We start from the raw sequence: 13,795 nt of genomic DNA, 5'->3' as shown, positions 1-13,795 counted from the left end.
CACACGCACCGCCGGTCAGGGCGTGGAGCCGGGGCCGGGCGGGATGTGCACGGTCATGATCAGGTGACAGGTCTCGGTGCCCGAGCCGCGGTACGTGTGGGCGGCGTCGGCGTCGAAGGTGGCCGTCTGTCCGGCTTCGAGGGTGTGCTCGGCGCCGTCGACGACGAGCACCATCCGCCCGGCGGTGACGCTGACGGTCTCCACGACGCCGGCCTGATGCGGGTGGCTCGGGTACTCCTCGCCCGGCTCCAGCCTCCAGCGCCAGACCTCGACCGGGGCCGGTCCCGCGGTGGTCAGCATGAGCCGCGCCTCGCTGCCGTGCTCCCCGGCCCACAAGGGCATCACGGCATCGGCGGACACCACCCGGACACGGCCTTCGGCCGGTCCCTCCAGCAGCGCGGACACCGAGACACCCAGGGTGTCGGCGAGGCGGACCAGGGTCGCGAAGTTGGGGTTGCCCTGCGCCTTCTCCAGCCCGACCAGGGCGCCCTTGCTGACCTTGGCGCGGCGTCCGAGTTCGTCCAGGGACAGGCCGGCGCGGGTACGGGCCGCGCGGACGTTGTGCGCGAGCGTGCGCAGCGCCGCCTCGGTCTCGGCCATCACTTCTGCCCTCCAGCCCGGTAGATCATTCCACTGCACCGTGCGGTCGTTCGGTTGACGACTTCCGGTCGATGCGTTGTACGGTGTGGTCGTTCCACTGATAGTAAGGGATGTACCCGTGATCGCTCTGCTGCTGGCCCTGGGCAGCTCCCTGGCCTACGGATGCGCCGACTTCCTCGGCGGACTCGGCGCCCGCAAGGCGCACGTCCTGCGCACCGTGCTGATCGCCGCCCCGGCCTCGCTCACCGTCGAACTGCTGCTGTGGCCCTTCCTCGGCGCCTCCTTCGCCCCGGCGACCCTCGCCTGGGGCGCGGCCTCCGGAGTCGCGTCGGCAGCCGCGTTCGCCCTCCTCTACCGGACCCTCGCGATCGGTCCGATGAACGTCCTCTCGCCGGTCACCGCGCTGGTCTCGGCGATGCTGCCGGTGGGCGTCGGGCTGCTCCAGGGCGAGCACCTGGGCCCGGCCGGGCTGATCGGCCTGCCGCTGGCGCTGGCGGCGGTGGTGCTGGTCAGCGCCGGAACCGGAGCGCAGTCGGCCCGCCCCTCGCGCACCGCCCTGCTGCTGGCCTTCGGCGCCGGCGCCGCCATCGCCCTGCAACTCGTCTTCCTGCACCAGACGCCGTCCGACAGCGGCGTCGGTCCGCTGATCACCGGCCGCGCGGTCTCCTCGGCGGTCACCCTGGCCGCGGCCGCGCTGATGTATCGCAGGCTCGGATCCGAGAAGCCCGCGTACGCGATGTCGGCGACGGCCGGCGTGCTGGACTCGGTGGCCAACCTGCTGTTCCTGCTCGCGGTCCGCGGCGGTGACCTGGCCGTCGTCGCCGTGATCACCGCCCTGTACCCGGCCGGCACCGTCCTGCTCGCCCGCAGTGTCCTGGCCGAGCGCATCCACCGGGGCCAGCTGATCGGCCTGGGCACCGCCGCCGTCGCCGTCAGCCTCCTCGCCCTGACCTGAACCCCAGCCCCGCCCCTCGCCCTCCTCCACTCGGAACGGACGCCCCGGATGACCACCTTCCGCATCGACCCAGCCGTCGCCAAGGCCTTCCCCGACACCCTGATCGCCGTCGTCACCGCCACCGGCCTGCGCGGCCACGAACCCTGGCCCGCCACCGCCACCGCCTTGGCGGAGCTGGAGCGGCGGCTCGCCGACGGGGACTGGCAACCCGCCGACGAGACCGACCCGCGCATCGAGGCATGGCATTCCGCCTACCGGTCCTTCGGCACCAACCCCCGCCGCGTCCGGCCCAGCGTCGACGCCCTCGGACGCCGCCTCGTCAAGAAGGGCACGCTGCCGCGCATCAACCCGGCGGTCGACTCCTACAACGCCGTCTCCGTCCGCCACGGCCTGCCCGCCGGCGCCTTCGACCTCGACCGCGTCACCGGTGACGTCGAGACCCGCTACGCCGACGGCGGCGAGACCTTCACCCCGCTCGGCGAACCCGACACCACCGAGAACCCCAAGCCCGGTGAGGTCGTCTACACCGACACCACCGACGTGCTCACCCGGCACTGGAACCATCGCGACGCCCACCGCACCCGAGTCACCGTCGACTCCACCCGCGTCGCCTTCGTCCTCGAAACCGTCCAGGCCGTCCGCGACGGGCAGCTCCTCGAGGCCGCCGCCGCGGAACTTCAGGAACTGCTGGCCCCGCACGCCGGGCAGACCACGACGCACTACCTCGGCTCCGGCGCCTGAAGCGCCCCCCGGATCCAGCGCCGGCTCCTGAACCGCCCCCTCGGATCCAGCGCCGGCTCCTGAACGCCCCCCGGCTCCGGTCGAAGAAGAGGACACACGCCACCGACAGGGCGGGCCAGGCCCATGGGCAGGATGACGCGCCGACGGTGACGGGCCCCGGGATCACTCGTTTGACCTACGGAACGATCACCTTTCCCGTCCCGTCACCCGTAAGAGTCGCATGATCCTCCAGAAGCGTCGGTCACCGCTCGCCACCCGCACGCCCCGGCTCCCGCACGTCCGCCCCGCTGATCCGCACGTCCGCCCCGCGGATCCGCCGCGCCGGCGGCACCGGCTGCGGGCCGTGACGGTCCTGGTCCTGGCCCTGGCGGCCATCGCGGGAGTGGCCGTCCTGGCCCTTCCGTCCGACGCCGGCCGCCGGAGCGGTGCCCCCCGCCCGGCGGCCGGAGCCGGCGCGGGGCACCTGCGCCGGACCCCCGCCGACGCGTGGCAGCACGCCGCGCGCCTCGATTTCGCCGCCTGGCCGCCGCGCGGCCGGCGCACCGGCGACGCGGCTCTCCTCGCCCGCGCCCTGCGCGCCTGGACCGGCCCGGCGTGGCGGGGCCGCCGGTCGGTGGAACCGGGGGTGCCGGCCGGGGGCCGTGGGACCTCCGCCCGGCTGCTGTTCGCGGACGACGTCGACGGCCGCGCGGTGGTCCTGCTTCAGGACGGGGTCCACACGGTGCGGTACAGCGAACCTCTGCACGGCGGCCGACCGGAGCTGGCCGCGGCCCTCACCGAAGGCGCGGACGTTGCGACGGCCGCCGCCGTCGTCGTGGCCCGCTCCCCCCGGTCCGTACGGCTGCTGCTGGCCCCGTGGATCACCACCGCGGCCGTCCGCGACCTGCGGGCACCGGCCGCGGCGCCGCGTGCCGTCGCACGCGACGACGACGGCGTCACCGAGCCGGTCGCCGTGGCACCGGCCGGCGGGCCGTGCCGCCGCGTGCCGGCCGTACAGCTGCACGCCTCACCCCGGAACAGCGAAGACCACGCCTTCCTGCTCGCCGATCTCGGCGGGCTGGTGCCGGCCCGTCTGACGTACCTGCCCGACGCGCAGCCCGGGGCCCTGCCGCGGCCGCCTCGGGAGGCGGCGGGTGAACCGGGTATGGGCGGCTGGGCGGCCTCCGCCTGCCGCCTGGCCGGGCTGCGCGGGCAGGGTGTACGCAGCGTCGGCCGCTGGGTGTTCGCCGCCCAGACGCTGCCTGAGCGGGCCGGGACCGCCACCTGGGTGTGCATCCGCGCCGACACCTGGCGCGGCACGGGCAGTGCGGAGTACCTCTTCCTGGCCCCGGGCGGCACGGGCGCGCGGGTGCTGGCCCGCGACCGTGACACGGCCCAGTGCGGCGGCAACGGCCGGAACGTGCTGGCGTACACCGAATGGCGGGCCCCGTCGGGCACCGCCTATCTGCTCGCGGCCGGGAGCCGGGCCGTGACCCGTCTGGAGGTGGCCCCGCCGGTACGGGGCACCGGCGGCGGCCGGTTCCTGGCGACGCCGGCTCCGAGCGGCCGGCCCGTGCTGGTCACGGGCCGGCTGCCGGACGGGACGAGGATCGACCCGCCGCTCAGCCCTGGCGGGCCTTGAAGCGGGGTTCCCTCTTGTTGATCACGTAGGTCACGCCCCGTCGGCGCACCACCTGGGCGCCCGGGCGGGACTTGAGCGCGCGCAGGGACTTGCGCACCTTCATGTCCGTCCCCTCTCCGTCGTGCGACGCCGGCCCTTTCAGGCGCGGGCGGGCGGGGTGCGGCCGTAGCGGCGCTCGAAGCGCTCGACGCGGCCCTCGGTGTCCAGCACGCGGGAGGTGCCGGTGTGGAACGGGTGGCTTGCCGAGGAGATCTCGACGTCGATCACCGGGTAGGTGGTGCCGTCCTCCCACTCGACCGTACGGTCCGAGCCGGCGGTGGAGCGGGTCAGGAACGAGACGCCCGCGGCACGGTCACGGAAGACGACCGGGCGGGACACGGGGTGGATACCAGGCCTCATGGTGTTGTCCTTTCCTCTCGGCTGTCCTGGGAACAGGGCGGCCGTGGTCAGCGCTCCTCACGGAAGAGGACGTGCCGCCCGGCCACCGGGTCGTACTTGCGCAGGACCAGCCGGTCGGGGTCGTTGAGTCGGTTCTTGCGCGTCACGTAGGCGACGCCCGTCCCGGCCGTCGACTTCAGACGGACGACGGGACGCACGGTGCTGCGTGCCATGGGGCCCTCCTTTCCAGGACCGACACCACTTTTTGATCAGTGCATGTCAGCCACAGGGGCTTCAACGGCTTCGGCCGCCGGCACATTCCCGGCCAGGCAGCACGTCTTGGCCATGACCGCCCGGTTCCCCCACAACCACCGGAAGCGGCTTGCGTCGTGCGGCTCGATGCGGGACTGTTGCCGGAAGACATCTGTTGTCCGTTGCAGAGAGGTGGTGGGGCGCGTCCGAGGCGCGTCCCCGCGTGTGTTCGGTACCAGCGGCTCGCCCGTAGATCCTCCCAGCGCCGCGGTCAGTGTCGGCGCGGCATGGGCCCATGCCCCGTACCCGGTGATCGTCGCCGACCGGGACGGCGCTCTGGTCGAACTCAACGACGCGGCGCAGGTGTTGTGGACGGACGCCGCCCGGGGCGACCGGCTGGATGACACCGTCCCGACCTGGCTGGCCGATGCCCACGGGAGGTTCGCCGACGGCACGCGCGAGGGCACCGGACTGGCCTCCGGCGCCGTGGCCGACCGCTTCTTCGAGGCCCATCCCACCCCGGCGGACGACGGTGACGTGGTGTGGTGGCTCGTCGACGACACCGACCGACGGCTGGCGGAGGCCGCGCTGACCGGCGCCCGGCAGCGGACCGCCCTCCTGGCCGACGTCTCCAGCCAGCTGCTGTCGACGCTGAACGTGACCCGGTGCATGGAGGCCACGGCACGCATGGCCACCGACCACCTCGCCGAGGCCGCCCTGCTCGTCGCCCCGCCGCAGGGCCGCCGCCACCAGCTGACGTACGCCTACCGCGGCGGACCGGTGACCCGGGTGACCGCGCCGGTCGACGTGCACGCGGTGCCCGGACTGGCCGAGGCACTCCAGGGCTTCCCGCCGGTACCCGCGCGCTGGATCAACCCCGCCGACCTGCCCGGCTGGGTGCAGCCGGCGGACTTCGCCGGCCCGGTCGGCTCCGTCATCGTCACCCCGCTCCCCGGTCACGGCGTGCCCGCCGGCGCGCTGATCCTCCTCCGTTCCAGCGGAGAGCAGGCCTTCAGCGGTGACGAGGAGCTCTTCGCCCGGCTCTTCGCCGCCCGCGCCGGAGCCGCCCTGTCCGCCGCCCGGCTGTACACGGAACAGGCCTCCATAACCGCCACACTGATGCGGGAACTGCTGCCGCCACGACTGGAGAGCGTGCACGGGGTCGAGTACGCGGGGGCCTACCGTCCGGCGCGGGACAACGAACGCATCGGCGGGGACTTCTACGACGTCCACCCCGGCACCGACCCTGGCGAGGAGACGCTCGTGGTCCTCGGGGACGTGGCCGGCAAGGGCCTGGACGCGGCGGTCCTCACCGGCAAGATCCGCAACACCCTGCACGCGCTGCTGCCGCTGGCCACGGACCACGAACGCACGCTGACCCTGCTCAACAGCGCGTTGCTGTCCTCGCACCACACCCGGTTCGCCACCCTCGTGCTGGCCTCCGTGCGCCGCCGCGGCAGCAAGGTGGAGCTGCGGCTGACCAGCGCGGGACACCTCGCCCCGCTGATCGTCCGCGGCGACGGCAGCGTCGAGGAGACCGCCACGCGCGGCTCCCTCATCGGCGCCCTGCCGAAGGTCACCTCCGCCACCGCCAACGTGACCCTGCGGCCCGGGGAGACCTGTCTGCTGTACACCGACGGCGTCACCGAGGCCCGCGGCGGACCGCTCGGCGACGAACTCTTCGGCGACGACCGGCTCAAGCGGGTGCTGGCCGAATGCGCGGGCATGCCCGCCGAGGCCGTCGTCGAGCGGATCCAGATGCTGGCCGCCCAGTGGGTGGGCTCGGGCAGCCACGACGACGTGGCCACCGTCGCCATCAGCGCGCCCCGGGCCGCGGATCTGACGGTGGCCGGCGGGCAGGGACGCGCCGGCGGCACGACGTACAGGAGGAATGGGTGAGCGCTCCCCCAGCGGTCGGCACCGACGCCCTGGTGGACGAGTTGTGGCAGGCCGTGGCCGACGGAGACGAGTACACCGCCGTCGACGTCGTCCGCCGCGCCCGGGCCGACGGGGCCGACGAGGAGACGCTGCTCCTCGACGTGATCGCCGCGGTACAGGACCGGGTCGGCTCGGAGTGGGCCGCCGACCGCCTGACCGTGGCGCAGGAACACGCCGCGACCGCCATCAGCGAGCGGGTGATCACCGCCCTGGTGCACGACCGGCCACCCGCCGGCGGCCCCGACCGTGCACCCAAGGGGCGTGTCACGGTCAGCTGCGTCGACGGGGAGTGGCACGCCCTGCCGGCGCGCCTGGTCGCCGAGGTGCTGCGGCTGCGCGGCTGGCGAGTGGACTTCCTCGGCGCCCAGACCCCCACCCCGCACCTGGTCTCCCACCTGCACAGCACCAGTTCCGAGGCGGTGCTGCTGTCCGGCTCGCTCCCCACGCACCTGCCCACCGCGCACGCGGCCATCACCGCGTGCCAGGCCGTCGGCGTCCCCGTCATGGCGGGCGGGCGGGCCTTCGGTCCGGACGGCCGCTACGCCCGTGCGCTGGGCGCCGACCGCTGGGCACCCGACGCCCGTGCCGCGGCGGCCCAGCTGGAGGAGCTGTCCTTCCCTCATCGGTCGGTGCCCCGGCAGGTCATGGACGACCTGCCACATCTGACGGACCAGGAGTACACGTTCGTCGCCCAGTCCCGCAGCCGCCTCGTCCGGCAGGCGCTGACCGGTCTGGAGAATCGGTTCCCCGCGCTGCGCGCCTACGGCGACGCGCAACGCGAGCGGACCGCGGAAGACCTGGCCCACATCGTCGACTTCCTGGCCACCGCCCTGTACGTCGACGACTCGGCCCTCTTCACCACGTTCCTGTGCTGGACCGCCGACGTCCTGGAGGCGCGGCGGGTACCGGCGCACCCGGTGGCCACCGCGCTCGCCGTGCTCGGGGAGAGTCTGCGCGACTTCCCCCGCGCCCTCGGCCTGCTCGCCGACGGCACCGCCGCCCTGGCCGACCGCCCCCTCCGCCCTGCCCCCGGACCCGACACCGAAGCATGACCGACCTGCCACCACCCGCCCTTCGCCTCACCGTCACCCATGGAGCCCTCGAGCTGACCGTCGACGTCGCCGGCGACCTCGACCTCGACACGCACGACCACCTGGTCGAGACGGTCACCGAGCAGCTGGCCCGGCATCCCGAGGCCCGCGGCGTACGCCTGGACTTCACCGAGCTGTCGTGGATCGACTCCGTGGGCCTCTCGGCGCTGCTGATGGTCCATCGCCGCACCCGTGCCGCCGGCCGCGCACTGTACCTGGACAACCGGTCCGCCCTCCTGGAACGCCTGCTGCGCCAGACCGGCACCCTCGGCCACCTGACCGCCCGGCCGGGCCGGGGCGAGGGCGCCACCGGCGCCAACGCCACCTGACCTGCGGCCGGATACCTCGCACCCGCGGCGCGCCCGTGGATGTTCCGGCGTCAGGAATACTTGTCCGGAGGCAACTTATGGCCCGCACGGGGTAGGAGAACCCCGCGGGGCGAGGCGGCGAAGTGCCGCGTGGCCACGGACCGAGGGCGCGAGGACGACGCAATGCAGTGGGAAAGCAGGGCTACCGTGAAGGTGACCTGCCATGACCGAGTCTTCGAGATCACCGTGCGCGGCGAGGTCGACTACGAGGAGAACGACCTGCTGCAGGCCGCCTGGGCCGAGGCCGAGGAGGCGGCGCTTCCGGCGACGGTCGTGGACCTCTCCCGGGTGACGTTCGCCGACAGCGGGCTGCTCAACGCCCTCCTCGACTCCTGGCGCCGCCACCGGGCCGCCGACCGGGAACTGATCCTGCTCGGCCCCTTCCACCCGACGGTCGAGCGGCTCTTCTCCCTCACCGGCACCCTGGAGCACTTCACCATCACCGACTCCCGGGCCCGGGCTCTGCGCACGGACGACGCCTGAGGCGTACGACGGGCGAGCGAGGGCATCCGCGAAATGCACGCATGTTCGGTGAAAGGAAGGAGAGGCCGTGTCGTTCCTCTGGGCCATCATCGCGGGACTCGTCATCGGCCTGTTGGCCAAACTCGTCATCCCCGGACGCCAGCCCATCCCACTGTGGCTGACGGTCCTTCTCGGCATAATCGGCGGTGTCGCGGGCAACGGGCTCGCCAGCGCCCTCGGTGTACGGGACACCGGGGGCATCGACTGGATCCGCCACGTCCTCCAGATCGGCGTGGCCGCGGTCCTGATCGCCTTCGTCAGCCCGATGTGGGCCCGACGGCACGCATGATCCCGGTACGTCCGGCCCCCTCCGTCACGACGGAGGGGGCCGGACGCACACGACAGCCGCCCCGCGGCCTCCGTCACGGTCGATCAACGGCGATCCGCGGGGACCCACGCCCCGGCTAGTGAGAGTGGAGACCGGTGACGGTCCCGTGCGGGTCGTCGGCCAGGGCGATACGGGCGATGACGCGCTTGCCGACCGGTTCCCTCCGGACCTCGAAACCCTCGACGACCGCCATCACGATCTCCAGTCCGTGCTGCCCGACCCGGCCGGGGTCGGCGGCCCGGGCCACCGGCAGCGCCGGGTCGCTGTCCCACACGGCCACCTCGACCAGGCCGCCGACGATCCGCAGTTCCATCAGCATCGGCCCCGGAGCGTACTTGCGGGCGTTGGTGACCAGCTCACTGACGACCAGCCGGGTCAGCTCCGTCGCCCGCGCCGGCACCGGCAGCCCGTAGTCCCTCTGGACCCGGGCGAGGAAGCCGGCCGCGTGGTGCCGGGCCTCGCCGATGCACGGGCCCTGTCCGTCGAGTGGAACGATCTCCTGGATCGGCTCCGAGCCGGTCACACCCTCACCGCCAGACCCTGACGTCACCGGCTCCATTCGTGTGCCCCCGTTCATGTGGCCACGCCTACCCGCCCTCGGACGGGACATGCCCTGGGCCGCTCAGGCGTTTTCGGGGGGCGTCGGCATGGCCGCGGCCGGCCCCTCGCCGTTCCGGCGGGCCGACTGCGCCTGCTTCAGGGCCGGTTCGGCGCCGACGGGCGCCGACCGTCTCCGCGCGCATCATGTGAGTGAGGAGTGAAGGCCGTACACACGGCGCGGTCACAAACGGCCCGCGCGGTGTCGCGGGTACCCGGGGTGCCGGGGTATCCGGAATCTCGGGGTATCCGAAGACAGGAGTGAGAAACCGGCAGGCAGTTGCCGTTTGACAACTATAGTCGTGAGACAACAAAGTAACCGTGTCGGACGGACATGGGGAAGGATCTGTGATGTTCCGGTGGACGCAGGTCCCTGTGTGTTCCGGCCGCTCGCGCCGTGGGACACCGCCCGGCAGGCAGCCGCGCTCGGCGCATCAGGCCGTACGGCTGCGTGAGCTCTCGGTGTCGTCGTGTATCTGCGTGGCCGCCGCGGCGCAGAACGCCTCCAGTCCTTCCAGCAGGGCGGCCCGCTTGGTGGCCGGCATCAGCGTCAGGACCTCCTGGAGTTCCCTCTCCCTGCGGGCGCGCAGGTCGTCGAGGAAGGCGCGTCCCCGGCTGCTCAGGTACAGCCGCACCTCGCGCCGGTCGGTGGGACTGACCGCGCGGTCGACGAATCCGGCGGCCTGCAACCGGTCGCACAGCCGGCTGGTGGACGGCGGGGTGGAGGCGAGGGAGTCGGCGAGGGTGCGCAGGTTGATGCCCTCGTGGTGCTCCAGGATGAGCAGCACGCGCAGCTGGGACGCGGAGGCGGGCGCGGTGGACGCACGGCCCCAGAGCACTTCCAGCAGCTCACCGGCCGTAGAGGTCACGCGAGCGACCTCGTCGGGCTGTGGCAGGTGTCGGAAGGCAGTCACAGTCACACTCTCGCAGGCTCCGGGACGGTTGCCAGCCTACTAGGGGCGCGAGCCGACGACAGATGTCCTGCCCGACCGGCGCGGACGAATCCAGCCCCGCCATGCGACCGGAATCCGACGAAGGATTGGTGTTTTTTCCATCGTGAACAGATTCGTGACCGCCGAACGCGCCCTGCGTACGGCGGCACCACACGAGTTGCTCGACGCCGTCCGGCGCGTGCTCACCGAAGAGTACGCGGCCCGGGCCGCCGAGCTGCTCATGGCCGACTACGGCCTGACCGTGCTCCAGGCGGTCTCCCCGCTGCCGCACTCACCCGAGCCGCTGCCGGTCCACGGCAGCACGCCCGGCCGCGCCTTCGGCGCGCAGGAACCGCTCGTCGAGCCGGACCGGGACGGGCTGGTCCGCGTGCATCTGCCCGTCACCGTGCGCGGCGACCGGCTCGGCGTGCTGTCCGTGACCCTGCCGGACGACGAGCTGGCCCAAAGCGGCCTGGCGGAGCTGTCCGAGATCGCCGAAGTACTCGGCCACGAGATCGTCGTCGCCGAGCGGGACACCGACCTGTACCTCCAGGCGCGCCGCAAGGACCGGCTCACCCTCGCCGCCGAGATGCAGTGGCAGCTGCTGCCCGGCTGCTCGTGCACGCACGCGGAGTACGAACTGGGCGCACAGCTCGAACCCGCCTACGCGATCTTCGGTGACAACTTCGACTGGTCCGTGACCGCGGACCACCTCATGCTGTACGTCACCAACGGCATGGGCGAGGGAATAGAAGCCGCCCTGCTGACCAATCTGGCCATCAACGCCCTGCGTAACGCACGCCGTGCGGGTCTCTCCCTCGCGGACCAGGCGGCCCTGGCCGACCAGGCGGTCTACGCCCACTACCGGGGCCGCTCCTATCTGTCCGTGCTGATGTTCGACTTCGAGCTCGCCACCGGACGCGTGCGGGTGGTGGACGCCGGGTCCCCGCAGATGCTGCGGCTGCGCGGCGGCACGGTGGAGCGGATCGCTTTCGAGGCCCAGCTGCCGCTCGGCATGTTCGAGGAGACCGACTACGTCACCCAGGAGTTCCAGGTGGAACCCGGTGACCGGCTGGTCTTCGTCAGCGACGGCGTGTACGCGGTCGCCGATCCCCAGGGCGAGGCGTACGGGGACGTCGCACTGGCGCGGGCGATCCAGTCCACCCGGCTGCTGCCCGCCGCCGAGGTGCCGCGCGCCATCCTGCGGGAGCTGACCGGTCACCGCGGCCGGCCCGTCCCGGACGACGACGCCCTGGTGGTGTGCCTGGACTGGCACGGACGCTGACGGGCCGCCGCCCATCGTCAGCGCGCCGCCGCCCGCCGTCACCGGCGGCCGGAGCCGGCCCTCGGCGCTCCCCCGCCGTACCCCGACCGCCACTCCCGCCCGGCATCAACGGCGGGCCGGACACGACCCGTCACTCCCGCCCGTCGTCCTCGGTGGCCGAAGCCGGGTCCCGCCCCGCCGCGGCGGGGCCCGGCGGCCTTTCGTCCAGCGCCGCCCGAAAGGCTTCGAGGCCCCGGCTCAGTGCAGCCCGGTCCGCCGGGCCCATGTGCTCCAGTACCGCCGCGAGCGCCCGCGTCCTGCGCCGGGCGACGTCGTCGAGGACGCGCCGCGCCTGCGCCGTCAGGTTCAGCTGCACCTCACGCCGTTTGTGCGGGTGCAGCACACGCTCCAGCAGACCGGCCGCCTCCAGCCGGTCACACAGCCGGCTCGCCGTGGGGAGCCCGATGTCCAGTCGCTCCGCCAAGGCGGTGAGATTCAGTCCCGGCGCCCCTTCCAGGGCCCGCAGCGCCCGCAACTGATGCAGCGACAGCCGCAGCGTGGCCTCCTGGGCGGCCAGCGACCAGAGCGTCGTCAGGCTCTCCAGGGCATCGGCGATTGCCAGCGCGGCGGCCTCCGCACCCTCACCCTCACTCGTCCGGTCGCCACCGGGACCACCGAGACGGGTCACGACAACATCACTTTAAGCAATCCCCGGGCCACAACGACGCCACTCTTCCTGCGCCTGGTACCCGATCGGGCGGGCCGCAAGCAAGACATGCCGCCCCAACTGCCTTTTGCCGTGCGACAGAAGCGGGACTTGCGCACTCGGTAGGACTATGTGATCAAATCTACCGATGCGTACCCCCCACACATCGACGCATCAAACCTTCCGGTCCGACGTACCTGCCCCGGAGCCGGTTCCCTCCGCTCCCAGCCCCTACGACGAACTGGCCGCGCTGGCGGGCGATCCGCTGGACGACTTCCTCACCGAGGACAGCGCACCGAGCCCCCGGGAGGACGACACCGAGGAACCCTGGTCACCGCCCGACCACAGGCGTCGCAGCCGCCGCCGCAACCGCGCCACCGGACTGCCCACCCTGGTCAAGGTCCTCGCCTGGATGCTCACCCTCGCCTGCCTGGTGACCCTCGCCGACCGCTGGGCGCTGCTCTACGCCGAGCGCAGAGCCTCCGAACGGCTCAAGGACCAGTTGCACCTGACCGCCGCCCCGGAAGTACGGATAGGCGGCTTCCCGTTCCTGACACAGCTGGCCGCGCAGCGCCTGGACTCGGTCCGGGTCACCGTCCCCGACGTACCGGCCGAGCGGGTCACCCTGACCCGGGTGACGGCCAGCGCGGAGGGCATACGCCTGCACGGCGACGGGCCCACGGAGCTGAGCGGCGCGCTGGTTCGGCAGATGCACGGACACGTCCTGCTGTCCTTCGCCGACATGAACCGCGAACTGGGCGCGTCGGAGGTGGCCTTCTCCGCCCACGGGCCGGGCGGGGTCCGGGCCAGCGGCGCGTTGCGCGTGGCGGGGCACGACCTGCGGGTGCGCGCCGACGCCGGCATCCGGCGCGACGGACAGCGCGGCATCGCCGCCTCCGTGGACGGCATACGGCTGGACATCGGCGATCTCGCGACGTTCCGGCCCGGCACCGGCCCCGGCGAGGGGCTGCACCTGACCCCCGCCTCCGCGCGCCGGATCACGCGGGAGACCGCGAAGATCAAGGCCCTGCTGGGCATCCCGGGGATCGTGCGCCGCCTGGGTGTGCCGGACGGCGTCGTACGCGCCGCCCTGCGTGACGAGGACAGGCTGCACCGGCTCACCGGCGCGCCGCGCTTCCTCCACGACCTGACCCGCGTGAACCTCGTGGACACGGCGCTCGCCCACCCGGAACTCCTCAAGCGGCTGGGCCTCGACCTGTCCCTGCTGACCGCGCTCACGAAGCTCACCCGGCCGCAGATCGCCGACCGCTTCTCCTTCTCCTTCCAGCTCCCGAAGCCGCCCTCGGGTGACCTCCGGCTGCAGCGGGTGACGGTGGGGAAGGAGGGCATCCGCGCCGACGTCCGGGGGACGGGGCTGCTACTGGGCCACTGAGGCCGCCGCGCCCGGGGCGCCGGGCCTAGGACTGCCTGTCGCACGGCGGGGCTTGGCCGCCTCGTACGAGGCGATGCCCGGCGAAGCGTAGCGCCCGGTCCCGTAACGA

At 73.1% G+C, this 13,795-nt stretch carries 17 protein-coding genes; 10 read left to right on the top strand and 7 right to left on the bottom strand.

The window, feature by feature from the left end:
- Positions 1-15: 15 nt before the first annotated feature.
- Positions 16-600 (bottom strand): helix-turn-helix domain-containing protein, encoded by a 585-nt coding sequence (locus JK361_RS06885; protein ID WP_201814752.1) that lies wholly within the window; start codon positions 598-600, stop codon positions 16-18.
- A gap of 118 nt (positions 601-718) precedes the next feature.
- Between JK361_RS06885 and JK361_RS06880 the strand changes: the two genes are divergently transcribed.
- The 3 genes from JK361_RS06880 (at position 719) to JK361_RS06870 (ending at position 3,917) form a co-directional block, all read left to right on the top strand.
- Positions 719-1,555: an EamA family transporter gene (locus JK361_RS06880; protein WP_201814751.1), complete on the top strand. Its 837-nt coding sequence runs from the start codon at positions 719-721 to the stop codon at positions 1,553-1,555.
- Between the two features lie 48 nt (positions 1,556-1,603).
- Positions 1,604-2,296, top strand: a complete 693-nt coding sequence (locus JK361_RS06875; protein WP_201814750.1) for a B3/B4 domain-containing protein — start codon at positions 1,604-1,606, stop codon at positions 2,294-2,296.
- Between the two features lie 220 nt (positions 2,297-2,516).
- Positions 2,517-3,917: a hypothetical protein gene (locus JK361_RS06870; protein WP_201814749.1), complete on the top strand. Its 1,401-nt coding sequence runs from the start codon at positions 2,517-2,519 to the stop codon at positions 3,915-3,917.
- On the opposite strand, the gene ykgO is transcribed toward JK361_RS06870, so the two are convergent.
- From ykgO to rpmG, 3 genes are read right to left on the bottom strand one after another with little or no spacing between them, the layout of a single operon-like run.
- Entirely contained in the window at positions 3,898-4,020 is a 123-nt protein-coding gene (ykgO, locus tag JK361_RS06865; protein ID WP_201814748.1) for a type B 50S ribosomal protein L36, read from the bottom strand. The genes JK361_RS06870 and ykgO overlap by 20 nt on opposite strands.
- 35 nt (positions 4,021-4,055) lie before the next feature.
- The gene (locus JK361_RS06860; RefSeq protein WP_201814747.1) at positions 4,056-4,316 is read right to left on the bottom strand and encodes a type B 50S ribosomal protein L31; all 261 of its coding nucleotides are present in this window, start codon (positions 4,314-4,316) and stop codon (positions 4,056-4,058) included.
- Positions 4,317-4,363: 47 nt separating this feature from the next.
- Positions 4,364-4,528 carry a 50S ribosomal protein L33 gene (gene rpmG, locus JK361_RS06855; RefSeq protein WP_201814746.1) on the bottom strand — a complete coding sequence of 55 codons (165 nt, stop codon included), beginning with the start codon at positions 4,526-4,528 and terminating at the stop codon, positions 4,364-4,366.
- Positions 4,529-4,856: 328 nt separating this feature from the next.
- On the opposite strand from rpmG, the gene JK361_RS06850 reads away from it, so the two are divergent.
- The 5 genes from JK361_RS06850 (at position 4,857) to JK361_RS06830 (ending at position 8,755) form a co-directional block, all read left to right on the top strand.
- Complete coding sequence (locus JK361_RS06850; protein ID WP_307787197.1) at positions 4,857-6,446, top strand: PP2C family protein-serine/threonine phosphatase; 1,590 nt, start codon at positions 4,857-4,859, stop codon at positions 6,444-6,446.
- A complete protein-coding gene (locus tag JK361_RS06845) occupies positions 6,443-7,537 on the top strand; it encodes a cobalamin B12-binding domain-containing protein (protein WP_201814745.1) in 1,095 nt (364 codons plus the stop codon). Before JK361_RS06850 ends, JK361_RS06845 begins: the two co-directional genes overlap by 4 nt.
- Entirely contained in the window at positions 7,534-7,905 is a 372-nt protein-coding gene (locus JK361_RS06840) for an STAS domain-containing protein (RefSeq protein ID WP_201814744.1), read from the top strand. The genes JK361_RS06845 and JK361_RS06840 overlap by 4 nt, the downstream gene beginning before the upstream one ends.
- A 162-nt stretch (positions 7,906-8,067) precedes the next feature.
- Positions 8,068-8,427 carry an STAS domain-containing protein gene (locus JK361_RS06835; RefSeq protein WP_236052516.1) on the top strand — a complete coding sequence of 120 codons (360 nt, stop codon included), beginning with the start codon at positions 8,068-8,070 and terminating at the stop codon, positions 8,425-8,427.
- A 67-nt stretch (positions 8,428-8,494) separates the two neighbouring features.
- Positions 8,495-8,755: a GlsB/YeaQ/YmgE family stress response membrane protein gene (locus JK361_RS06830; protein ID WP_201814743.1), complete on the top strand. Its 261-nt coding sequence runs from the start codon at positions 8,495-8,497 to the stop codon at positions 8,753-8,755.
- A 115-nt stretch (positions 8,756-8,870) separates the two neighbouring features.
- Here the strand turns inward: JK361_RS06830 and JK361_RS06825 are convergent, their stop codons facing one another.
- Positions 8,871-9,353, bottom strand: coding sequence for an ATP-binding protein (locus JK361_RS06825; protein WP_201815012.1), 483 nt, complete (start codon positions 9,351-9,353; stop codon positions 8,871-8,873).
- A gap of 472 nt (positions 9,354-9,825) precedes the next feature.
- A complete protein-coding gene (locus JK361_RS06820; protein WP_372448689.1) occupies positions 9,826-10,260 on the bottom strand; it encodes a MarR family transcriptional regulator in 435 nt (144 codons plus the stop codon).
- Positions 10,261-10,447: 187 nt separating this feature from the next.
- Between JK361_RS06820 and JK361_RS06815 the strand changes: the two genes are divergently transcribed.
- Positions 10,448-11,608 (top strand): PP2C family protein-serine/threonine phosphatase, encoded by a 1,161-nt coding sequence (locus JK361_RS06815; RefSeq protein ID WP_201814741.1) that lies wholly within the window; start codon positions 10,448-10,450, stop codon positions 11,606-11,608.
- A 130-nt stretch (positions 11,609-11,738) separates the two neighbouring features.
- Here JK361_RS06815 and JK361_RS06810 read toward each other — a convergent pair whose 3' ends face one another.
- On the bottom strand, positions 11,739-12,275 hold the full coding sequence (locus tag JK361_RS06810; protein ID WP_201814740.1) for a MarR family winged helix-turn-helix transcriptional regulator: 537 nt from the start codon (positions 12,273-12,275) through the stop codon (positions 11,739-11,741).
- 166 nt (positions 12,276-12,441) lie between these two features.
- Between JK361_RS06810 and JK361_RS06805 the strand changes: the two genes are divergently transcribed.
- Positions 12,442-13,686, top strand: coding sequence for an LmeA family phospholipid-binding protein (locus JK361_RS06805; protein WP_201814739.1), 1,245 nt, complete (start codon positions 12,442-12,444; stop codon positions 13,684-13,686).
- Positions 13,687-13,795 lie beyond the last annotated feature (109 nt).

Source organism: Streptomyces musisoli, assembly GCF_016741855.1.
GTDB lineage: Bacteria > Actinomycetota > Actinomycetes > Streptomycetales > Streptomycetaceae > Streptomyces > Streptomyces musisoli.
The sequence above is the reverse complement of the archived record's forward strand: the minus strand, read 5'-3'. Positions and strand labels throughout refer to the sequence as shown.